The organism is Pedococcus sp. 5OH_020, from assembly GCF_027812955.1.
Lineage (GTDB): Bacteria > Actinomycetota > Actinomycetes > Actinomycetales > Dermatophilaceae > Pedococcus.
The window spans coordinates 38,465-59,677 of sequence record NZ_JAPYZV010000007.1; the positions used below are offsets into that span (position 1 = coordinate 38,465).

The following is a 21,213-nucleotide window of genomic DNA, read 5'->3' on the forward strand; positions in this document are numbered from 1 at the left end:
TCACGCCATCGCCGGTCAGGCGTCCTATCCATGGGCCCCGCTCGTCAGGGGGCCGTTCCCCCGCCTGTTCGTCGATTGGTCCCCATGCCCTCACCCATCCCCGTGACCCCTCTGCGCGGCTTCGGCGCAGGTCCGGTCGTCGGACGAGTCTCGACTCTCCTCCTCGCGCTCATGGTGGGGCTTGCCGTGGTCGGCTCCGCCGGCCGAGCGGCCGCCTCCGTCCCCACGGGCCCGGCACCCATCGCGTGCCGGACCCCCACGGTCTTCGTCGCTGCGGGCCAGCCCACGGTGCTGTACGCGCAGACCCGGTCGGCGTCCGCCTCGACGTTCACCCCGCTCGGAACTGCTGACGGCGTCTACAACGCCCTGGCCTACAACGCCGCTGACCGCATGCTGTACGCGGTCCAGACGCTGGCGGGCGTGTCGCACCTTGTGGTCGTGGACGGTCACGGCGCTCTCACCGACCTGGGCCCCTTGACCGGGATCTCGGTCGCGGACATGGGCTCGCGGATCATCGCGGGGGCCTTCGACACAGCCGGCCACTACTGGGTCGCCGCGGGCGCCACGACGGGTAGCGGCGACGTGTACCGGGTGGACGTCAGGGCGCGTACCGCAACGCGGCTGGACACCTCGGCGACCGTTCACTCCCTGGACCTCACCTACGCGCAGGGTTACCTGTGGGGCATCCGGAACGGCACCCGCGCGGTTCAGCGCATCGACGTCAGGACTGGCGCGGTCACGGACTTCGTCGTCCCCTCGGTTCCAGCCGGCCCGTATGGCGCCGCCTGGACCTACGGCAACGGCGACCTGGGCTTCGACATCAACACGGGCGGCGTCTTCGTGCTACACGTGACGCATCCGGCGAGCGCGAGCCCGGACTTCACCCTCGTCACGTCGTCGTCGGGGCCAAGCTCCAACAACAACGACGGCACGTCCTGCGTGCCCGGACCGGTGGACCTGCAGGTCGTGACGCGGGGTCCGGCGACTGTGGCTCCGGGCGGCCCGGTGAGGTGGACGGTCACCGTCCGCAACCTGGGACCGAACCCGGGCTCAGGCTTCCGCGTGATCGACGCCGTGCCGCCTGGGTACACGGGCATCGCCACGACGATCCCGGGGTGCACCGTCACGGCACGGAGCCTGTCGTGCGCCGGGGGCGAGCTCGCCGTGGGCGCGATCATGAGCATGGTCATCACCGCCCACGCGCCGCCGAGCGCCGGCTGTCTGACGAACCGCGCCTCCGTCCGGGGCAACGAGGTGGATCCGTTGTCCTCCAACGACACGGCGGCAGTGACCACCTGCGTGACGAGCAGTCCGGCGATCACGCTGACGAAGTCGGTGACGCTCACCCACGACGGGAACCACGACGGGCTTGCCGGAGTCGCTGACCGCCTGACCTACACGTTCACCGTGCGGAACACCGGGGACGTGAGCCTCGCGTCTGTCGCAGTCTCCGATCCTGCGCTCGCCGGAGCGACTCCAGCAGTACCGGTGAGCTGCCCGCACACGACCCTGACACCCGGAGGCCGCATGCTGTGCACCTCCGGGGCGTACCCCGTCACGCAGGCCGACGTCGATGCTCGCGCCGTCCGCAACAGCGCGAGGGCCATCGGTAGGCCGCCCACCGGTCGATGGGTGGTCAGCGCTCCGTCCAGGACCACGACCCATACGCCAGGGGCCGGCATCCGCGTGACCCAGAGTGCCGAGCTGCACGAGAGGGACGGTGACTCCGTGGCCGACCCGGGCGAGGGGATCTCGTACCGCTTCGTCGTCACCAACACGGGTGCGGTGACGTTGCGCGGCTCCCTCGTGGATGACGAGCGCCTCACCCGGCTCGGCCTGGTCGTCCTCTGTCCGACCGCGACGCTCGCTCCGGGAGCGAGCATGGTGTGCCGGACCGCGTCCTACCGGGTCAGGCAGGCCGACGTCGACCGGGGGCTCGTGCCGAACGTCGTCACCACCACCACCACGGCCATGCTCACGGCCACGGCCACTGGCGCCATGGACGCGGCCCCTGGCTCGCTCGGGATCTCGGCAGTGGGGTTCCCCGGAAGCCCGGCGCTCGGCTCTCGGCGCCAGCACTCCTCGTTCGCCGTGGACACCGGCGGTGAGGGTGCCCGCTCGCAGCGGGCCCTCGCCTTCACCGGGCCGACGAGCGACGGGCTGGCGCCGGTCGGCCTGGGTCTGCTCGTTCTCGGCCTCCTCCTGACGGCAGGGGCCCGCAGACGCCGACGGGAAGCGGACTAGCGGGAGGCGCCCGCCCTGGGGGCAGGCGCACGCTTGTGCTCGAGGGCAGGCAGCGAGAGGGGGCGGCGTCATGGGCGGAGCCCAGCGCTCTCTAAAGAATGCACGACTCAGGTGTCGTGTGCTGAGACGAGGGAGAAGCACGTGCAGGCACTGGCTCATCTGCTCCGGGACATCCATGAGGTCAAGTCGTCGACCGCCCAACCGGTGCCGTGCACCGCCGGCGAGTCCGAGCTGTGGTTCTCGGACCTCGCTACGGAGGTCGACCGTGCGAAGTCGCTCTGCCGCGGCTGCCCCCAGCGCGAGCCGTGTCTGGCTGGTGCGCTGGCACGCCGGGAGCCGCAGGGCGTGTGGGGCGGCGAGCAGTTCACCAGGGGCAGGGTCCGTGGACCACGCCGCCGCCGGACCACCAACAAGAGCCTTGGCGAGAAGAGCCCATGACGAGAAGAGCCGATGACGAGAAGAGCTCGCCACCAGATCTGGGCAGGTCGAGAACGCCTCGTGAGGAGATGCCGGGACGTCACAGTTCCGCTCGCCGTGCGTCTCCCTCTCCGAAGGGGACACCTAGGGAAAGGTGCTGGTACGGCGCATGAGTGAGTTTCGCTTCGGTGAGGGCGCCGAGGAGCTCATCGCTCTGACCAGGGCGATCTTCGACCTTGAGGTCGCGGAGATGGGGATGCCGCACATCGTGCTGACCCGCAGCCCGGACACGGGTGCGGTCTCCTACTCCGGCCCCTACGACTCCGGACTCGACGCCATGGAGGCGGCGGAGCGCGAACGACAGGCCGACCTCGAAGCCGGCGGTCAGGGCGAGGTGACCTTCGAAGTCGCCGCGCTGTACTCCCCGCTCCCCCCTGTTCATGCGCACCGCACGGCCCTCGAGCTGCCGCGAGGCAGCTGATGACCGACCAGCTGATGGCAGCCACCGACGACGAGCTCACCGCACTGGCCCGTCAGGGGGACCAGCACGCGATCGTCGAGCTGTGGACCGAACACTTCCCGGCCACGCTGTCGGCGGCTCGCCGGTACGCCCACCAACCGCGCGATGCCGAGGAGATCGCCTCCGACGCCTTCGCCGGGATGCTGGCGGCCCTGGCGTCCGGCAAGGGGCCCGGCACCTCTGTGCGCGGCTACCTCGTCACGTCGGTGCGCAACCTCGCGGCGTCACGCTCACGCCGCGGCTCCTCCAGTGACGTCCTCACGGACAACTCGGACACCTTCGACCGTGTCGGACAGGTCCCCAGCGACCCAGTGGCGCAGCTCGGGGAGCTCGGACTGGTCCGGGAGGCGTTCGCGATGCTTCCGCGGAGGTGGCAGACGGTCCTGTGGCGTACCGCGGTGGACGCCGACAGCAACGTGACGATTGGCGAGGACATGGGGATCTCGCCCAACGCCGTGGCGGCCCTGTCGAGACGTGCCCGCCGAGGGCTTCGCACGGCGTACCTCCAGGTCCACGTGTCGCGCAGCGGCGTCGCGCCGGAGTGTCAACCGTTCATCGACGGGCTCGCGGACTTCGTCGTGAACGAGGAGGGCGCGCCTGCCGCTCTGCGTGCACACGTGCGCACCTGCGCACGGTGCGGGGCCCGGGTGGCGGAGCTCCGCACGATGGAGCGTGGCATGGGCGGCCTGCTCGGACCGGCGATCCTCGCCTTGGCGCCTGCCCAGCTCGTGACGGCTGGGTCGACGACCGTCGGTGGTGCCGTCGCTGCCGGCGCGACCGCAGCCGACGGCGCAGCGGGGTCGCGTGGACGCCTCTCCAGCCGCTGGTTGCTGCTGGCCGCCGCTGCCCTCGTCGCGTTGGTCACTGTGGCGGTTCTCTGGTCGCCGACGAAGGGTGGCACTCAGGGCGCTGCACTTCGCCACACCTCAGCAACGACGAGCGCCGCCGTGACGGGCTCAGCCACGGGCTCCGCGACACCCGTGACGGCGGCCACGACGGCAGCGCCACGCGTGACCGCGCTGCCTGTCACGCCGCCGCCGGTGATCAGCCCCAGCGTGACGGTTCTGCCGGTACAGCCGCCGAGTCCCCGACCGACGAGACCGGCTCCAACCGTTGCGAACAGGCCGCCCAGCCGTCCGGCGGCCATCGACCTCGAGCTGTCCGGTGACGCCGCGGACACGGTCATGACGGTTCGCGGAGATGTGCCCGGCGTGCGTGGCGCGGTCACGCTCCTGGTCACGGTTCCCCGAGGGGTGAGCCTGGGCAGCACCGAGGGCGACTGGACGGCGTGCCGCCAGAACGGGGCGCAGATCGCCTGCACCGGAGGCAGCCGTGCCTCGGACCGGTGGTCCGGCAGCCTCCATACGACGTGGCCCGCCACACTGACCAGCGGCCCCGTAAAGGCGCAGGTCAGCGGTCGGTACGCGTCCGGGAAGGTGGCCAACGCGTCGGTGCAGACCACCTGGTTCCCCTGAGGCCAGGTTCATCCGGCGTCGCCACGACAACAGATGTACCCTCACGGCGGTTGACCCACGAGCGGAGGCACGGAAGATGAGCTCACGAATTGTCCGAGTGCCGGTGGAGGAGCTGGACCAGCTGCTCGTTGCGCTCGAGCGCATGGAGCAGCTCCAGAGCGAAGCGTGCCCCTCGGGCTTCGATCCCTGTGCCGCTCTCGAGGGGCTTGCCACCGTGTACGCCGCCTGCCGACGCTTCATCCAGCTCAGCGCGCTTTCCGCGGCGCAGGAAGCGGCACCCGCTCTCTAGCGGTCTGCGTTGCTGTGCCGGCTACTGGTACCGGCGAGCCAGCTGCACCGCGCGTCGCGGGTAGTCGGCGCCGAAGAGCAGGGCATGCACCAGCAGCGGATGCAGCTGGTGCAGGGCCACTCGTTCGGGCCACTGCGCGTCCAGACGGTGCTCGGCGAGATAGCCGCCGATCACGTAGTCCCAGTGCGGGCAGCCGAAGAGCGCCAGCATGGCCAGGTCGGTCTCTCGATGACCTCCATGAGCGGCAGGGTCGATGAGCACGCCTCCGTCCGCCGTCCACGCCACGTTGCCGGACCACAGGTCTCCGTGGATCCTGGCGGGCGGTGCGCCGTCGTCGAACTCGCCAGACATCAACCGCCGTGCGATCGTCTCGAATGGCGCTGTATCGGATCGATGGTAGAGACCCCTATCGACCGCCATCGACACCATGGGGAGCAACCTCTGCTCCGCGTAGAAGGGCCCCCAGCTCGCGGACGGCCGGAGTGCCAGGCGGAGTGGCTGCGCCGTTGGCCCCAGGAAGCCGTCCCCCTCCCACCCGTCCGGGGGGCTGCCGTACGCGGCGGCTCCCGCGTCATGCGTGCGGGCCAGCCCCGCCCCGAACGCCTCCGCCATGGCGGGATCGGGGTTGACGAACACCAGCCGACGCAGGTCCAGATGGTGCGCGGTGACCTCGAGCGGCTCCACCACTGCGGCGCCTCCTGACGCCGCAGCGAGCCATCTCAGCCCTGCTGCCTCCCAGCGGAAGTAGCCATCGGGGACCGTACCGCTGCCCTTCCGGAAGACGGGCCCACCCATGGCGGCAGGGTAGGCCCCCGCCGACGATCGTGGGAATCCGGCAGTGCCGCCGCTCAGGTCGGCGGTACGGTATGTCTGTTCAACAGGTCTTTGCCGAGGAGGTGCCCATGGCCGAGCTGGCCGCCGCCACCGACCCGTCTCAGAGCTCCCCCGATGCGGAGTCGAGTGCGCGCGGGGCCGAGGTGCAGAGCCTGGCCACCGCGCAACGGCTGATGAGCGAGCTCGCCGGCACGCTGCACACGCTCGACGACCTCACGCCATACCTCGAGCGCCTGGTCCACGCCGTCAACGCGAACATCGACGGCTGCGACGCTGTCGGGGTGACCGTGGTCATGGACGACCGTCCGCGTACCGCGGCGTACACGACGGTGGAGACGCTGGAGATCGACGCGGTGCAGTACTCCGTCGGTGACGGGCCTTGCCTGGACGCTTTCCGCAACGGCCGGGAGAACCGCGTGGACTTCGTCGGCGGTGAGCAGCGCTGGCCCGCGTTCATGCTGGGTTGCGAGCCGGGGCAGGTGCAGTCCATGTTCGCCCTGCCCCTGGAGTCGGACGGGCGCAGGTTCGGCTCGCTCAACCTCTACGGGTACCGGCGGGACGCCTTCCAGGGTCCCGAGGTCGCTGTGATCAGGATGGCGGCGCAGCGCGCTGCCGATGCCCTAGCGGCCGCGGTCCACATCGCGGGTGCCCGCGCCGTGGCGGCACAGATGGAGCAGGCCATGGCGAGCAGGGCCGTCATCGAGCAGGCCAAGGGGGTCCTCATGGCCAGGCACGCGATCGACGAGACGGTGGCGTTCGAGCTGCTTCGTCGCCAGTCCCAGGAGCAGAACCTCAAGCTTCGCGTCGTGGCCGCCCAGCTCGTCGCCGAGGCGCGATCTTCCCATTCGCGAACAATGTGAGTTAACCTTCAACGCACCTGAAGCAACCGGGTCGGCCAGCTGGCCCCCGGTTGTTTTTTTGTGTCTGGAGGATCGCACATGAGAGGTGCTCCCCGCGGCTGCGGTTACCACCGCGAGCACACGTCACGCCGCCCCCCTGTCAACCTCCTCTCCTGGTGCGAGCACGGGCGGTCGGCTCACCCCGTCGCCGGCCGTCTTGCCGGGGAGCCCCGCCTCGCGGGCCCCTCCACCATCGACGCGTCGACGCTCCTGGTCTATGTGATGGACATCTACGATCCGTGGTCCTACGCGTACCTGCCCTCGGTGAGTGCGGTGCTGAGCGCCGCCTGCAGCCTGGTGGACGTCGAGGTCGTGCACGCGGGCCGGTATGCCGCACAGCCGTTCTCGGCCCTCGCGGACAGCGTCGCCGACGCTGCGCTGCAGACCACCGCCCGCTTCGGTGACGACTTCCTGGAGGCGCTCCACTCGGGGCGGCTGACGGTCGACCCCACGGCCGCCGCGGCCGCCATGATCTCGCTGCTGGCGGCCGAGGAGCTGCCGGTGTCCACGGTTCTGGCGGCCGTGCAGCACGAGTTCTTCGTCCACGGAGCGCCGATCGAGGCCCCGGGCGTCCTGTCGCGCGTGGCGACCGACCTCGGGCTGGACGCGCCTGCGGTCGAGCTGTTCGCCGGCTCCACGCGGGCGCAGGAGCTGGCGGCGGAGGACTTCGAGATGGCCAAGGACCTGGACGCGCGAGGCGGGCCGCTGCTGCTGGCGAGCCGCGGCGAGCGGTTGTTCGAGTTCGACGGGCTGGGCGCGTCCGCTGAACGTCTGGTCGACCAGTTCAGGACCGTGCTCACCAGGCCGTAGGGTCTCAGCATGGCCCGCCCCCACGCCTCAGCCATCGTCGAGGACGCCTGGCATCGCCGGGTCGACGCCGTCCTCCGCGCTCGCGGGTGGAAGACGCGCATCGTGGCGCACACCGGGTACGGCTCCCAGGCGTTCGTCCGGGTGCTCGGCAGGGTGCTGCTGACCCGGCGGCCCGAGGCCGGCTCTCGCGAGGACGCGGGCGCTACCACGGCCGAGCTGCGGTCGGCTGAGGACGAGCGACGCGGCTGGCGCGCGTTCATCACCGCGCCCGCGATGAACGTCCCGGTGACGATCACGGTGGGCGAGCAGGTGATCCGGACGCGCACGGACCGCAGCGGCTACGTCGACGTACGGGTCAAGGAGCACGGGCTCGCCCCCGGCTGGCACGAGGCCCGGCTGACCTCCGTCGATGCCGAGGACGTCGTGGCCGCCGTGGTCGTCATCGACTCGGAGCAGACGTTCGGTCTCATCTCCGACATCGACGACACCGTCATCTCCACGTCCCTGCCCCGCCCGATGATCGCCGCCTGGAACACGTTCGTGAAGAACGAGAACGCCCGCCACGTGGTCGGCGGGATGGCGACGATGTACCGGTCCCTTCTCGAGGCGCATCCGGGCGCGCCGATGGTCTACGTCTCGACCGGCGCCTGGAACACCGCGCCGACCCTGACCCGCTTCCTGCGACGGCACGGCTACCCACCGGGCCCACTCCTGCTCACCGACTGGGGGCCCACCAACACTGGCTGGTTCCGCTCCGGTCAGGACCACAAGCGCGCCTGCCTGCACCGGCTCGCCAACGAGTTCCCGTCGATCCGGTGGGTGCTGGTGGGAGACGACGGTCAGCACGACCCCAAGATCTACGGTGACTTCGCGGAACAGCGCCCGGATGCGGTGGCCGCCATCGCGATCCGCGAGCTGACGCCCAGCGAGCAGGTGCTGTCCCACGGCATCCCGGTGTCGCTGGAGGAGTTCGTCCCTGCCCGCGAGCGGCACCGCAAGCACGTCCCGGTCTGCCGTGCCGGGGACGGCTACGGCCTCCTGCGGCTTCTGCAGGCGGCGCTGGAGATCGACGCGCGCCTCTAGCATCACAGCCACCTGTGCAACAGCTGGAACGCACCGCTAACGGGCCGTCACGTCGAGGTGCGGGGTGTCCGCACAGGCGGGGTTCTCCCGTCGCAGTCCGAGCTCCGTCAGGGCGGCGCCGGCGACCAGCAGAGCGGCGCAGACCAGCATTGCAAGGCGGTACGAGGGAGCCAGCGCCTGCGCGGACGCATAGTCCTCACCGCGGAGCCCGACCAGCGGCGGGAGCGCAGCCACCGCCAGCAGTCCAGCCGTGCGCGCGACGGCGTTGTTCACCCCGCTCGCCGTGCCGGCCAGCTCATCCGGCGCGGCTGCCAGCACCGTCCCGGTGAGGGGTGCCACGGTCAACGACAGCCCGAGGCCGACCAACGTGATGCCCGGGAAGATGTGGAGGGCGAACGACGGCTCGCGGGGCGACATCGCGAGCAGGACGAACCCGGCTGCGGCGCTGAGCGTCCCGCCCACCATGAACGGACGCGGGCTGGTCCTGGCCGCCAGCGACCCGAACCGCCGTGCCAGCACGAGCATCACCGCGCTCAGTGGGAGGGTGGCGGCGCCGGCCTGCAGCGCCGACCAGCCCGCCACCGTCTGGAGGAACAGCACGAGGAAGAGCAGTGCGGCCGACAGCCCGGCATACACCAGCAGCGTCACGAGGTTGACGGTCGTGAACACGCGGTTGGCGAACAGGCTGGGCGGCACCAGGGGGTGCGGGGAGCGGTCCTCCGTGACCGCGAAGGCAGCCAGCGCAGCGAGGCCTACGGCGCCGATCGTCAGCGATCGCGGGTCCAGACCGTTCGAGGCCTGGGTCAGGGTGAACGTGACACCCGCCAGCCCGAGCACGGCCAGCACCACACCGCCTACGTCGAAGTGCTTGTCCGCCAACGGGTTCCACGACTCCGGGACGACCCTGAGGCTGAGCAGCACCACGAGCGCCGAGAGCGGCACGTTGAGCCAGAAGGCCCATCGCCAGTCGTGCTCGACGAGCCAGCCGCCGATGATCGGCCCAGATGCGGAGGCGACCCCCAGCAGGCCGGTCCACGCCCCGATCGCCGCCATCCGGTCCTCCCGGTGGAAGGAGGCCTGAAGGATGGCCAGGCTCCCGGGCACCAGGAGAGCGGCGCAGACGCCCTGCAGGCCCCGTGCCGCCACCAGGGTGCCCACCGTCGGCGACACAGCGCACAGCACGGAGGCAGCACCGAACCCGGCGACCCCCACGGCATACACCCGACGACGACCGAACCGGTCCCCCAGGGACCCGCCCAGCAGGATCAGCGCCGCCAGCGTCAGAGCGTAGGCGTTGACGACCCACTGCAGTCCAGCCAGGTCGGCGCTCAGGTCCCGGCCGATGGTCGGCAGAGCGACGTTGACCACCGTCGAGTCGAGGAGTGCGATGCCGCTGCCGAGAACCGTCGTGGTCAGCACGAACCTGCCCCGGTGGGACCTGAGCCGGAGGAGCTCGTGCGGCGCGGCCTCGGTGGTCATGGGGCACATGGTCCCACCGGGGACGTCCCGAGCCGCCCGCACGCATCAGAAGCGGGTGACCAGAAAGCACTGCGCGGCAACTCCGAGCGGCGGTGCACCCAGCCGGCTGCAGGATGGCGGACCGGTGGGACAGAATGAGCCCGTGCCGGAGCTGCCGGAGGTTCAGGCGCTCGTCGACTTCCTCGCCGAGCGGGTCGTCGGGCTGGCCGTGACAGGGGTCGAGCTGGGGTCCTTCTCCGTCCTCAAGACGTTCGACCCGCCTCCGCAGGCGCTGGAAGGCGTGCCGGTCGACTCCGTGAGCAGGCACGGCAAGTTCGTCGACCTCGACTGCGACGGCGTGCACCTGGTCTTCCACCTCGCCCGAGCCGGGTGGCTCAGGTGGTCCGACGCGCTCCCCAACACCGTCCTGCGCCCTGGCAAGTCGCCCATCGCTCTGCGGGTCCGGTTCTCCGACGCCTCCGGCTTCGACCTCACCGAGGCAGGGACGAAGAAGCGGCTGGCGGCCTATCTCGTCCGGGACCCCAAGGAGGTCCCGGGCATCGCGACCCTCGGCCCCGACCCGCTGGCGGACGACTTCACCCGTGAGGACTTCGCGGCCCTTCTCGCGGGCAGACGGTCCCAGGTGAAGGGCCTGCTGCGCGACCAGGGCTGGATCGCAGGGGTGGGAAACGCGTACTCCGACGAGATCCTGCACGTGGCCAAGATGTCCCCGTTCGCCCTCGCATCGAGCGTGGACGACGAGGCGGTGGACCGGCTGTACGCGGCGTTGCGCGAGACGTTGACCAGCGCCGTGGCGGCCGCCTCAGGCAAACCCGCCAAGGAGCTCAAGGACGCCAAGCGTGCCGGGATGCGGGTCCACGGCCGCACCGGAGAGAAGTGTCCGGTCTGCGGCGACGTCGTACAGGAGGTCTCGTTCGCCGACTCCTCCCTCCAGTACTGCGCCACCTGTCAGACGGGCGGCAAGCCGCTGGCGGACCGCAGGATGTCCCGGCTGCTCAAGTGAAAGGATGGAGGGCATGAACATCCCGGCTGTCTCCGTCAACGACCTCCCCGACGACGCCGTCATCCTCGACGTCCGTGAGCAGGACGAGTGGGACGCCGGCCATGCCCCCGGTGCGGTCCATATCCCGCTCGCCGAGCTCCCGTCGCGACTTGACGAGCTGCCCGAGACGGACGAGGCGACCCTTGCGGTGGTATGCCGTGGCGGTGGTCGGTCTTCGCGCGCTGTCGCGTGGCTGTCCCAGCAGGGCTTCGACGTCGCCAACCTCGACGGGGGCATGAAGGCCTGGCAGGGCGCGGGCAAGCAGCTCGTCGCCGAGTCCGGCGCCGCAACGGTGAAGTAGCCCCGCCCGTGGCCTGGTTCGGACGGCGGCGGGACGACGCGCCACATGAGGAGCCTTTCGAGGCCGAGGAGGTGCGGCTGCCCGACGCCGGGGACACCCTCGACGACGGGGCGGCGCTCCGTCCGCTGGTCCAACCCCTCGGCGACCAGGAGCGGACCCGCATCGCCCAGGCCTTGACGGACCTCCAGGCGGAAGGGGTGGACGTCGACGACCTCGAGGCGCTGGGGTCGGCGCTGGACCGCGCGTACTCCGCGTGGCGGGACGCCCCGGACGGCACGCGGCCCGACCACGCCGCCATCGTGGAGCGGTACGCCGTGGGCATCGGTGAGTACCTGGAACGGCATACGGACCTGGACTGGCAGGTGGTGACCGATGTCTTCGGCACCGACCTGTCCCTCACCGAGGGGTTCAAGGGCTCCTTCGTCGTCGTGCCGCACAACCTCGTCGCGGGGCGCTGGATGCGAGGGGAGACCGGCTGGGTGCCCGCGGTGGTGGGGCACATCGTGCGCCGCCGCAACCGCTGATCCTTCTGGTCTGCCCCGGAGCCCGCGACACGCTCACGATGTATGGGGAAATCTCAGGTAGGTGCTAGAGAGACGCATACGCTGCGATCGTGGACCCCATTCGCAACCCGTATGCCCCTGGAGCCGGCCAGCGGCCGCCCGAGCTGGCGGGTCGGGACGAGCAGCTCCAGGCGTTCGACGTCGTCCTCGAGCGCATCGCCCGCGGCCGCCCGGAGCGCTCGATCGTCCTGACCGGGCTGCGCGGAGTCGGCAAGACGGTGCTGTTGAACGCCCTTCGCTCGGCCGCTGTCCGCGCCCACTGGGGGACCGGCAAGCTCGAGGCGCGCCCGGACCAGGGGCTGCGGCGTCCACTGTCCGCAGCCCTGCACGTCGCCGTCCGCGAGCTCGGCCATCCGCAGGGGGATGACGTCGACCACGTCCTGGGCGTCATCAAGGCCTTCGCCCAGCGGGACGCCGCACCCGGCGCCAGGCTGCGTGACCGCTGGAGCCCCGGCATCGAGGCACCGGCGGTCTCCGGGCGCGCCGACTCCGGCGACATCGAGATCGACCTGGTCGAGCTGCTCACCGACGTCGGCGGGCTTGCGGCGGACGTCGGCAAGGGCGTGGCCATCTTCGTGGACGAGATGCAGGACCTCTCCGCGGACGACGTGTCGGCGGTCTGTGCGGCGTGCCACGAGATCTCCCAGTCCGGCCTGCCGGTGATCGTCGTCGGTGCCGGCCTGCCGCACCTGCCGGCCGTCCTGTCCGCGTCGAAGTCCTACTCGGAGCGGCTGTTCCGCTACCAGCGGATCGACCGCCTGGACCGCACCGCGGCCGACCTGGCACTGGTCGCGCCGGCAGCGGACGAGGACGCTGCGTTCACGGCGGAGGCCCTCGACGCCATGTACGCGGCGACCGCCGGGTACCCGTACTTCGTCCAGGCCTACGGCAAGGTCGCCTGGGACGTGGCGCCGCGCTCACCCATCACCACCGAGGACGTCACGGTGGCGGCCCCCGAGGCTGAGGCGGAGCTCGCCGTAGGGTTCTTCGGGTCTCGGTTCGAGCGTGCCACCCCGGCCGAGCGCGAGTACCTGCGCGCCATGGCGGACGCCGCGGTGTCCATGGCCGATGCGGGCGAGGCGGTGGACGAGACCGAGTCGGTGCCGACCTCCGCGGTGGCGACGGTCCTGGACCGCAAGCCGCAGTCGCTCTCGCCCGCCCGGGACGCGCTGCTCAAGAAGGGCCTGATCTACTCCGGCGAGCGAGGACGTATCGCCTTCACGGTGCCCCACTTCGGCCGCTACCTGCGGACGACGGGCTGACCGGCCCCGTGAGCCCCCTAGTTCCCTAGCCCTGCGGCCGTGCCCGTAGCGTTGCGGCCCCCCGCATCTCGAGGTCCAGCAGGTAGCGCTTGGCAGCCAGCCCCCCGGCGTACCCGGTGAGGGCGCCGTCGGAGGCAACGACCCGGTGGCACGGCACGACGACGCACAACGGGTTGGCGCCCAGCGCCGCGCCGACCGCGCGGGCCGCTGTCGGGCGCTGGAGCAGGGTGGCGAGCTCACCGTAGGTCGCGCGACGTCCGTACTCGACGGAGGCGGCCAGTCCTGGCAGCACGACGCGCTGGAAGTCCGAGGCCAGCGCCAGGTCCGTCCGGACCGTGAAACGCCTGCTGCGGCCCGCCAGGAAGTCCTCCAGCTCGCGACGAGCCAGGTCGAGGGCCGCCGGGTGCCGCAGGATCCGGGGCGACACCCGGGTGCTCAGCCGCGCCAGCAGGCGGTCCTCGGCCGCGGTGTCGGGGACGTACGCCGAGGCGACCAGGGCTCCGTCTGACCGGCTGGCCAGCAGCATCCGTCCGACGACCGTGTCGTCGACGACGTAGGAGACGTCGGAGGTGGGCAGCAGGGGCGGGTGCACAGCTGGTGAGAAGGCCGCGAACGCGGCGGGCAGGTCTACGGGGTCGTTCATGGCAGCTCCTTGCGTAGCGTGGCGAGGGCGTCGCTGACGAGGCGCCGGCTCATCGCCGGTGAACAGCCGAGCGCGAGAGCGATGCGCGGGTGGTCGAGGTCGCCCACGTACTTGAGGACGACCGCGTGCCGCTGGCGTTCTGGGAGCCGTGCGACCAGGGCCCACAGCGGCTCGTGGGGGAGGGTGGCGTCGGGCCCGTCCGTGAGCGGGACCGACGCCAGGGACGCCGGGTCGTCGTGCGGCACCGGGCGACGGCCCCGGCTGCGGTGCACGTCCATCGCGCACCGATGCGTGATGGTGAGCAGCCAGGCCCGGAGGTTGCCGGCCGAGCGGAGCGAGGGGTACGCCGCGAGGGCCTGCGTCCAGGCCTGCTGCGCCACGTCGTCGCCGTCGACCGGCCCGGCGAGGGCATGGGCCAGCCGGGCGACGTCGCGCCAGTGAGCGTCGACGAGTGTCTGGAAGGCCGGCAGGTTCACACCCATCGAACGCCTCGCCTCCCTGTTCTGTGAGCCACCGCCGTACCGCGCACGCTTCGCGGTGCGTGGCGTCATCGTGCCGCACCCGCACCGGCCCGCAATGTGCAAGCATTGACTGGTGCTCGACGACGCCGTCCCTGCGCGACGCGGTTCCTTGACCGTCACGCAGCCGCCGCTGGTGATCGCCCACCGGGGTTCCAGCCTGGCCGAACCGGAGCACACGCTGAAGGCCTACCTCCGTGCCATCGACGACGGCGCCGACGCGGTCGAGTGCGACGTCCGGCTGACCGCGGACTCGCATCTCGTGTGCGTGCACGACCGGCGCGTCAACCGCACCTCGAACGGCAGCGGCAGCGTCTCCACCCTCGAGCTCGCCGAGCTCGAGGGCCTCGACTGGGGCTCGTGGAGGAAGCTCCACGGCAACGACGACGAGCTCCCGGACCGTGACCGGAACCGGCTGCTGACCCTGCGCTCCCTGCTGACCACGGTGACTGCGCACGAGCGGCCCATCGGCGTGACCATCGAGACGAAGCACCCGACCCGGTATGCCGGGCTGGTCGAGAGGCAGCTGGCCAAGGTGCTCGCCGAGTTCGGGCTCGACGGCCCGGCACGGCCGGGGCAGCACTGGGTGCGGGTCATGTCGTTCTCCCAGCTGGCCGTGCAGCGCATGCGACAGCTGTGCCCGGCGGTCCCGGCGGTCTACCTGGTCGAGGCGTCGATGCCGCTGCGGTTCCGCGACGGCTCCCTGCCCAAGGGCGTACACACGGTGGGCCTGGACATCGCCATCGTCCGCCGGTACCCGGAGACGGTCGTGCGGCAGCACCGGCACGGGCACGAGGTCTACGTCTGGACGGTGGACGACGCGCGCGACGTGGAGCTGTGCCTGGAGCTCGGTGTGGAAGGGATCATCAGCAACCACCCCAGCGCAGTTCTCGACGCTGTGCGCCTCGCTAGGTAGTCTCCCTGCGAAAGGGCGACGAACGGACGTAGACCTCGCATGACTGCCGCTTCACACCGAGACCGCTCCTCGCGGTCCGAGTCGCTGTCCGCCGCGCCCGGTGGCGACGCCCGCACGCTGCGGGTCCCCTGGCGGGCGACGTCCGTGGCGACGGTCCGTAAGACGCTGGTGGACGACCTCGAGGGAAGAGGCATCCCAGCGGCCGTCATCGACGAGGCGGAGATCGTGATCTCCGAGCTCGTCTCCAACGCCATCCGCCATGCCCGCCCTCTTGCCGACGGGACCTTGCGAGTGCACTGGAAGGTCAAGGGGGGCGTCGTGGAGGTCGAGGTCACCGACGGTGGCGGCGACAGCACCCCGCGACCGGCACCCCGGACGATCTGGGCGCCGTCAGGACGAGGGCTGCGGATCGTCCGCAGTCTCGCGCACGAGTGGGGTGTCACCGAGGACCGGAGCGGGTCCACCGTCTGGGCGTCCGTGGGTGGCCCCTCCCGGCGCCGCACGCAACTGAGCGCGCCGCCTGGTCGTCCTGACCGGCCCCACTAGGGTTTGCGCCATGGGTAAGGCATCGCGGCGCCGCAGACAGGGCGCAGACCACGCAGCGGCCGGGGTCGCACCGACCAAGGCACCACCGGCCCCGTTCGTGGCCCGGCCGTTCCAGGGGCTGCCCCAGGAGACCGAGTGGGTCGCCATGCGGGAGATCCTGCCCGCGGCCACGGCGGGCGTGCGCTTCGCCGACGGCCGAGCGCCCGATGGCGCACCGGCAGAGGTGACCGTCGCGACGGTCCTGCCCCTCGCGTGGCCGGCCCTGCACCGGGCTGACGGCACCGTCTTCGTCGGCACCCAGTCCGGCTCGGTCTCCGGCGACGCCTCCCGGGACCTGGCGATGTCGCTGCTGGCCGCGGTGGCAGCCGAGCAGGGCACCCCGGTGGTCAGCACGCCGGCCGCCACCGCGGACACTCCACGGCTGCAGGAGCTGCTCGACGCCTCGGCGCCCTTCGAGGTCACCGTCCACGACGGTTTCGACTTCTGGGTGGGTGACAGCGAGCTGGACGAGGAGGGCCAGGCGTCGCTGGAGCGGGCGAACGAGTCCGTCATCCCGACCGTCAGGCTCGAGGCCGCCGCCTCGGCGTACTGGTGCCGGATCGGGGAGCGGACGCATCTGCGCCTCGTACTCCCGGAGGACGAGGACGTGGCGACGAACGCCCTTGCCCGCCTGCACGCCGCCGGCGACAGCGGACTCGGGGACGCGACCCGGCTGCTCGGCGCGTTCCGGGCGTGCGGTCTCCTGGTGCCGGTCTGGGACCTGGACCCCAAGAAGTCCGCGGAGGAGTACGAGGGACCCTTGAGCACGTTCACCACCAGGTATGCCGAGGCTCTCGCGTCGCACGACCCGCTGACGCCTGACGAGCGGCGTGCGAGGTCGGGGCTTCTGAGCCGCCAGGTCACCCTGCGCTGAGCGGTAGGAGATGAGCCCTTCGCCGGCCGGTGGCGTGGCCGCCGTCATCCCCGCCAAGGACGAGGCCGACCGGATCGCAGCGACCGTGACAGCGGTACGAGCGATCCCCGCGGTGGACCTGGTGGTGGTCGTCGACGACGGCAGTACCGACAGTACGGCGGACCGTGCCAGGGCAGCGGGGGCGCACGTCGTCTCCCACGCGCGCAACCGCGGCAAGGCTGCCGCCATGACCACGGGCGCAGAGTTCGTGAGCCGCCACGAGGCCGCGGAGGATCGGGAGCACCGGCGGCCCCTGCTCTTCGTGGACGCTGACCTGGAGGGGTCGGCGGCGAACGTCGCCGTCCTCGTCCCGCCGGTCGCCGAGGGCCGGGCCGACATGTCCATCGCCACCCTGCCGCCGCAGAGGAGCTCCGGTGGCGGGCACGGTTTCGTGGTCCGCCTGGCGCGCGACGGCATCGAGCGCCTCACGGGGTTCCGCGCAGCCCAGCCGCTGTCCGGGATGCGGTGCCTGTCCCGTCAAGCCTTCGAGACCGCCACACCGCTCGCCCCCGGCTGGGGCGTCGAGGTGGGTCTGACCGTGGACGTCCTGCTCGCTGGCCTGGAGGTGGTGGAGGTGCCCTGCGACCTGCACCACCGGGTCAGTGGCGCCGACTGGCGGGGCCAGGTGCACCGGGCGACGCAGTACCGTGACGTTGCTCTGGCGCTGGCCCGCCGCAGGGTCCGCCGCGGGCTGCGCTGAGCCGGCCGGCCCTCGCGATGACCTCGACCCGGGACCGGGTGACCGCCTCGGCGCTCGCGTTGTCCTTCGGCCTCCTGCTGCTCGTAGGAGTGTCAGGGCCGAGCGCCGCCAAGCCGCCGCTGTCGGCACCTGGCTGGGCGCCTGGCACCCTCCCCTGGTCGCCGGAACCCGCCCTCGTCACCGGACTGCTGTGGTGTGCGTACGCCCTGGGGGCGGGTGGGGTGGCGCTTCGCCTCCGGTCCGACGGACGAATCGGCAGGGATCGCAGAGTCCCCGCCGGCTGGCGCGACTGGGCGCTGCCGGTCCTGCTCGCCGCGGCGGCGCTGCTCACCGGACCCTTCGGCTCCGCGGACCACACGAACTACGCCGCGTACGGTCGGATCGCCGCACTGGGTGGGGACCCGTACCTCACCCCTCCCAACGCGTGGCCTGCGTCCGACCCGGTCACCAGCCTCGTGGAACCGCCGTGGACCGGCACCGTGAGTGTGTACGGGCCCTTCGCCACGCTGCTCCAGGCTGTCGCCTCGCACCTCGGAGGCGACAGCCAGCGCCAGACCGTCTGGGCCTGGCAGGTCGTCGTGGTCCTCTCCTGGCTCGGTGTCCGGGCCGTGCTGCTGCGTGCCGGCGCCTCCCCGCGCCGGGTCGACACTCTCTGGACGCTCAACCCGCTGGTCTTCGGCATCGGAGTGCTGGGTGCCCACGTGGACGTCGTTGCCGGCGCGCTGGCGGTCGCCGCGCTCGTCGTGGCGACCCGCACCCCGCTGGCGGCCGGCCTGCTGGCAGGCCTTGCGACCTCCTGCAAGGTCACGTACGGCGTGGTGGGGCTTGCCATCCTCGCGGCGTGGTGGACGGAGCGGCGCGAGGCCATCGGGTGGCGTGATGCGGTGCGTGGCCGTGAGGCCGTGGGTGGCCGTGAAGCCGTGGGTGGCCGTGAAGGCGTGGGATGGCGGGCGGCGGGGCTCGCCCTGGGCGCCCTCGTCGTGGCGGTCCCGTTGCACCTGTGGGCCGGTCCGCATGTGTTCGACCAGCTGGACCGGGCACGACGGTCCATCTCGCTCGCCACCCCGTGGCGGCTGGTCTACCAGGGCCTCACCGGCCCGCTGCCCGAGGGCGCGGCGCGCACCGTGGTCTCCTGGTCGTCCGTCGTCCTCGCGCTCTGCCTCGTGGTGGTGCTTCGCCGGCTGACCCTTCCCCCCGACAGCGCCACCACCGACAGCGCCACCATCGACGGCGCCACCACCGACGGCGCCACCGTGGACCGGGTGACGGCAGCTGCCGCCCGGTGGGCGCTCGTCCTCACCACGGCGTACACGCTCGCGGCGCCATACAGCCTGCCCTGGTACGACGTGCTGACCTGGGCCACCCTGCCGCTGCTCGCTGCGGGCCGGCTCGACACCATTCTGCTGGTGCGTCTGGCGGCCCTGGCGGTGGCGTACGTGCCTGGCCGGGTCGTCGGGATGACGCCCGAGGTGCAGCGGGTCACTCTCGAGGTACGCCGCCGGGTCGTGCCCTACGTGGTGCTCGGCGTGTGGGCCTGGCTCAGCGTCGCCGCAGCGCGCGGGTGGAAGCGGACGAGCGCGCCTCGTCCTCCAGCACCCTGACACTGACGGCGATGATCAGCGGGACGGCGATGATGGCGCCGTTGGCAGGGATGGCCACGCCGGAGTCGTTGATGGCGAAGCCGATGGTCAGGGTGATGAGCAGTGCGACCAGGCCCGGCTGCAGCGTCGGGCACGCCTCGTACGACCGCTGAAGCGCCCGCGAGCCCCACGAGGTCGGCCGGGCCAGGATGTAGATGACGAAGACCAGCGCGATCGGGACCAGCAGGGCGAGACGGTAGTTCCCGAAGAGGATGGAGATGTTCTGGTCGAGCTTGCGACTGACGATGTCCCAGGCACCTCCTTCCACCAGGGACCGGAAGAACCTGCCGAGGTGCGAGCGGGACTCCGTCGGCCGGAGGGAGTCGAGGAAGGCCACTAGGAGGAACAGCCCGGCGGTGACCAGGCCGATCAGCGCCCCCCGCCGCCACGTCATCCGGATGCCGAGGATGGCCAGGACGAGGTAGGCCAGCCCTGGGAGCAGCGCGGGCGGACCACCGCCGTCGGCGCCCCAGCTCGGCAGGCCGTCGACGACGACGGCGGTGAGACCGACCGCCAGCGTGGCGAGCGCCGCCCATCGCCGCTGCCCCCTCTTCACGAAGTAGCCGGACACGGCGATGCACAGCAGCAGGGCGGACGTGCCGAACAGCGCGAACGTCACGTTGCCCATGCCGTAGAACCGCCCGCCCACCACCGGCTGCAGGCCCATGAGCGAGGAGATCTGGAGCCTCGAGCCGAGGATCACGTCACCCCCGAGCACGACCATCGTGGCGATCGAGACGGCTGCCAGTGGACCAGTGAGTCGCCGCCCCCACGGGCCCAGGAACGCGACGGCCGAGATGACGGCCACAAAGAGCGCGACCGATGCGATGACCGCCAGCATCGGGACGGGGAAGCGCCACCAGGGGATGAGGTTGGCCAGGAACGTGGAGGCGGGCACGGTCGCTGCGATGACGGCCACCCGGCGGACGATGCGCAGCAGCCGCAGCCGTAGCGTGGTCGAGCCGAAGTCCCGGCGCCACACCACTGCGGCGAAGAGGTAGATCGCGATCTGGGTGTAGACGACGCCGTTGAAGAACGGCGGCACGAGGCTGTGCACCTCGTGGCTCGCCTGGTCGAAGTCGACGAGCTGGCGCAGCCGGTCGCGCGCCGCCTCCTCGGAGTTGGCGCCGACGTCCCCGCGCCGCAGCGCCGCGCCGCCGAGCGCCCCCGGGACCGGCACGCCGGCCGACGTCAGGAGGGTCACCGTGAGGTCGCCCGCTTGGACCAGCCCTGCCTGGCGGGTGGAGGGGGACCCCAGCGTGCCTGGCCCATAGTGCGGCCCCTTGGCCGCGACGAGCCGCAGGCGCTCGCTGCGTCCCGCGTCGGACAGGCTCGCCACGAGGATGTCCGACCCGTTCGGTGCGGCGGCCAGGACCTTGGCCACCCGTTGGTCGATCGCCGCCGCCTGCTCACTGCGGCTGCCCAGCTCCGGCGTCCGCTCTGCCGCAGGTAGGTCGGTCGGGTCCCTGAGGGACCCGACGTCCACGAGGGTGACGCGGCACCCCGACAGCGAGCGCGTCAGGTCCGAGCCGTCCAGCTCGGTGAACCGAGGGACTGCCCCGGACAGGTAGGCGGCTGCCACGCCGGCCCCCGGCCCGACAGCCTGCACGCACTGCTGGTGGCTGGCGAGCTGCTCGCCCAGGGTGCCCAGCATCGAGTCGAACTTCAGGGCCTCGGCGGTGCGCACGTAGTCGCCCCAGCCAGGCACGACCCCACTCTCGACCGTCGGCACCGGAGGGCACGGGTCCCCGGGGCTGCGGCTGCCGTTCTTGCCCGGCCCTGCCGCGGCGGCGCGGTTCCCCGCTGACAGGCTCAGCCAGCCGTCGACAGGGCACGTGTTGGTGAAGACCGACCGCACGGACAGGGCGGCGCTGGACCCGTCGCGAAGGAAGGACCACAGCGCGGGGGTGCCCGTGGGGGACACGTCGCTCCAGGTGAGGCCGCCGGTGCCGAGGAGGATGACGGGCGCGGGACTGGCCGAGGACGAGGCCGTCGCGGCGGTCGGGACGAAGATGGCCACCGTGGTCGCGAGCAGGCCGGCAAGGCAGAGCAGGGCGCGGCGGGTCACCGGTACAGGCTA

At 71.7% G+C, this 21,213-nt stretch carries 22 protein-coding genes; 17 read left to right on the forward strand and 5 right to left on the reverse strand.

Annotated elements, in window-relative coordinates:
- Window positions 1–84: 84 nt before the first annotated feature.
- The 5 genes from PHA84_RS13825 to PHA84_RS13845 all read left to right on the forward strand — a co-directional run bounded on the left by PHA84_RS13825 (window position 85) and on the right by PHA84_RS13845 (window position 4,945).
- A complete protein-coding gene (locus PHA84_RS13825) occupies window positions 85–2,244 on the forward strand; it encodes a DUF11 domain-containing protein (RefSeq protein WP_270888705.1) in 2,160 nt (719 codons plus the stop codon).
- Window positions 2,245–2,385: 141 nt separating this feature from the next.
- Window positions 2,386–2,682, forward strand: coding sequence for a WhiB family transcriptional regulator (locus PHA84_RS13830; protein ID WP_270888706.1), 297 nt, complete (start codon window positions 2,386–2,388; stop codon window positions 2,680–2,682).
- 148 nt (window positions 2,683–2,830) lie between these two features.
- A complete protein-coding gene (locus PHA84_RS13835; RefSeq protein WP_270888707.1) occupies window positions 2,831–3,142 on the forward strand; it encodes a hypothetical protein in 312 nt (103 codons plus the stop codon).
- The gene (locus PHA84_RS13840) at window positions 3,142–4,656 is read left to right on the forward strand and encodes an RNA polymerase sigma factor (RefSeq protein ID WP_270888708.1); all 1,515 of its coding nucleotides are present in this window, start codon (window positions 3,142–3,144) and stop codon (window positions 4,654–4,656) included. The genes PHA84_RS13835 and PHA84_RS13840 overlap by 1 nt, the downstream gene beginning before the upstream one ends.
- Window positions 4,657–4,732: 76 nt before the next feature.
- A complete protein-coding gene (locus PHA84_RS13845; RefSeq protein WP_270888709.1) occupies window positions 4,733–4,945 on the forward strand; it encodes a hypothetical protein in 213 nt (70 codons plus the stop codon).
- A 21-nt stretch (window positions 4,946–4,966) separates the two neighbouring features.
- On the opposite strand, the gene PHA84_RS13850 is transcribed toward PHA84_RS13845, so the two are convergent.
- Window positions 4,967–5,740 carry a fructosamine kinase family protein gene (locus PHA84_RS13850; protein WP_270888710.1) on the reverse strand — a complete coding sequence of 258 codons (774 nt, stop codon included), beginning with the start codon at window positions 5,738–5,740 and terminating at the stop codon, window positions 4,967–4,969.
- A 107-nt stretch (window positions 5,741–5,847) separates the two neighbouring features.
- Between PHA84_RS13850 and PHA84_RS13855 the strand changes: the two genes are divergently transcribed.
- From PHA84_RS13855 to PHA84_RS13865, 3 genes are all read left to right on the forward strand, one after another.
- The gene (locus PHA84_RS13855) at window positions 5,848–6,639 is read left to right on the forward strand and encodes a GAF and ANTAR domain-containing protein (protein ID WP_270888711.1); all 792 of its coding nucleotides are present in this window, start codon (window positions 5,848–5,850) and stop codon (window positions 6,637–6,639) included.
- Window positions 6,640–6,717: 78 nt separating this feature from the next.
- On the forward strand, window positions 6,718–7,488 hold the full coding sequence (locus PHA84_RS13860) for a DsbA family protein (RefSeq protein WP_270888712.1): 771 nt from the start codon (window positions 6,718–6,720) through the stop codon (window positions 7,486–7,488).
- 9 nt (window positions 7,489–7,497) lie between these two features.
- A complete protein-coding gene (locus PHA84_RS13865) occupies window positions 7,498–8,571 on the forward strand; it encodes an App1 family protein (protein ID WP_270888713.1) in 1,074 nt (357 codons plus the stop codon).
- A 36-nt stretch (window positions 8,572–8,607) separates the two neighbouring features.
- Here the strand turns inward: PHA84_RS13865 and PHA84_RS13870 are convergent, their stop codons facing one another.
- Window positions 8,608–10,050, reverse strand: a complete 1,443-nt coding sequence (locus PHA84_RS13870) for an MFS transporter (protein ID WP_270888714.1) — start codon at window positions 10,048–10,050, stop codon at window positions 8,608–8,610.
- Window positions 10,051–10,192: 142 nt separating this feature from the next.
- Between PHA84_RS13870 and PHA84_RS13875 the strand changes: the two genes are divergently transcribed.
- The 4 genes from PHA84_RS13875 to PHA84_RS13890 all read left to right on the forward strand — a co-directional run bounded on the left by PHA84_RS13875 (window position 10,193) and on the right by PHA84_RS13890 (window position 13,218).
- Window positions 10,193–11,053, forward strand: a complete 861-nt coding sequence (locus PHA84_RS13875) for an Fpg/Nei family DNA glycosylase (protein ID WP_270888715.1) — start codon at window positions 10,193–10,195, stop codon at window positions 11,051–11,053.
- Window positions 11,054–11,057: 4 nt separating this feature from the next.
- On the forward strand, window positions 11,058–11,393 hold the full coding sequence (locus tag PHA84_RS13880) for a rhodanese-like domain-containing protein (protein WP_270888716.1): 336 nt from the start codon (window positions 11,058–11,060) through the stop codon (window positions 11,391–11,393).
- 8 nt (window positions 11,394–11,401) lie between these two features.
- Window positions 11,402–11,917 (forward strand): DUF3806 domain-containing protein, encoded by a 516-nt coding sequence (locus PHA84_RS13885; protein ID WP_270888717.1) that lies wholly within the window; start codon window positions 11,402–11,404, stop codon window positions 11,915–11,917.
- Window positions 11,918–12,006: 89 nt separating this feature from the next.
- Entirely contained in the window at window positions 12,007–13,218 is a 1,212-nt protein-coding gene (locus PHA84_RS13890) for an ATP-binding protein (RefSeq protein WP_270888718.1), read from the forward strand.
- Window positions 13,219–13,243: 25 nt separating this feature from the next.
- Here the strand turns inward: PHA84_RS13890 and PHA84_RS13895 are convergent, their stop codons facing one another.
- The gene (locus PHA84_RS13895) at window positions 13,244–13,861 is read right to left on the reverse strand and encodes a methylated-DNA--[protein]-cysteine S-methyltransferase (protein WP_270888719.1); all 618 of its coding nucleotides are present in this window, start codon (window positions 13,859–13,861) and stop codon (window positions 13,244–13,246) included.
- Entirely contained in the window at window positions 13,858–14,343 is a 486-nt protein-coding gene (locus tag PHA84_RS13900; protein WP_270888720.1) for an RNA polymerase sigma factor, read from the reverse strand. The genes PHA84_RS13895 and PHA84_RS13900 overlap by 4 nt, the downstream gene beginning before the upstream one ends.
- 112 nt (window positions 14,344–14,455) lie before the next feature.
- Between PHA84_RS13900 and PHA84_RS13905 the strand changes: the two genes are divergently transcribed.
- Genes PHA84_RS13905 through PHA84_RS13925 form a run of 5 tightly spaced genes read left to right on the forward strand, consistent with a single transcriptional unit; the run spans window position 14,456 to window position 19,094 of the window.
- Window positions 14,456–15,295, forward strand: a complete 840-nt coding sequence (locus tag PHA84_RS13905; RefSeq protein WP_270888721.1) for a glycerophosphodiester phosphodiesterase family protein — start codon at window positions 14,456–14,458, stop codon at window positions 15,293–15,295.
- Window positions 15,296–15,334: 39 nt separating this feature from the next.
- The gene (locus PHA84_RS13910) at window positions 15,335–15,841 is read left to right on the forward strand and encodes an ATP-binding protein (RefSeq protein ID WP_270888722.1); all 507 of its coding nucleotides are present in this window, start codon (window positions 15,335–15,337) and stop codon (window positions 15,839–15,841) included.
- A gap of 10 nt (window positions 15,842–15,851) precedes the next feature.
- Window positions 15,852–16,754 (forward strand): DUF5926 family protein, encoded by a 903-nt coding sequence (locus PHA84_RS13915; protein WP_270888723.1) that lies wholly within the window; start codon window positions 15,852–15,854, stop codon window positions 16,752–16,754.
- Window positions 16,755–16,764: 10 nt separating this feature from the next.
- The gene (locus tag PHA84_RS13920) at window positions 16,765–17,493 is read left to right on the forward strand and encodes a glycosyltransferase (RefSeq protein ID WP_270888724.1); all 729 of its coding nucleotides are present in this window, start codon (window positions 16,765–16,767) and stop codon (window positions 17,491–17,493) included.
- 17 nt (window positions 17,494–17,510) lie between these two features.
- Complete coding sequence (locus PHA84_RS13925; protein ID WP_270888725.1) at window positions 17,511–19,094, forward strand: hypothetical protein; 1,584 nt, start codon at window positions 17,511–17,513, stop codon at window positions 19,092–19,094.
- Here PHA84_RS13925 and PHA84_RS13930 read toward each other — a convergent pair.
- Window positions 19,033–21,201 carry a hypothetical protein gene (locus tag PHA84_RS13930; protein ID WP_270888726.1) on the reverse strand — a complete coding sequence of 723 codons (2,169 nt, stop codon included), beginning with the start codon at window positions 21,199–21,201 and terminating at the stop codon, window positions 19,033–19,035. The two genes, PHA84_RS13925 and PHA84_RS13930, sit on opposite strands and share 62 nt — an antisense overlap.
- Between the last annotated feature and the right edge of the window lie 12 nt (window positions 21,202–21,213).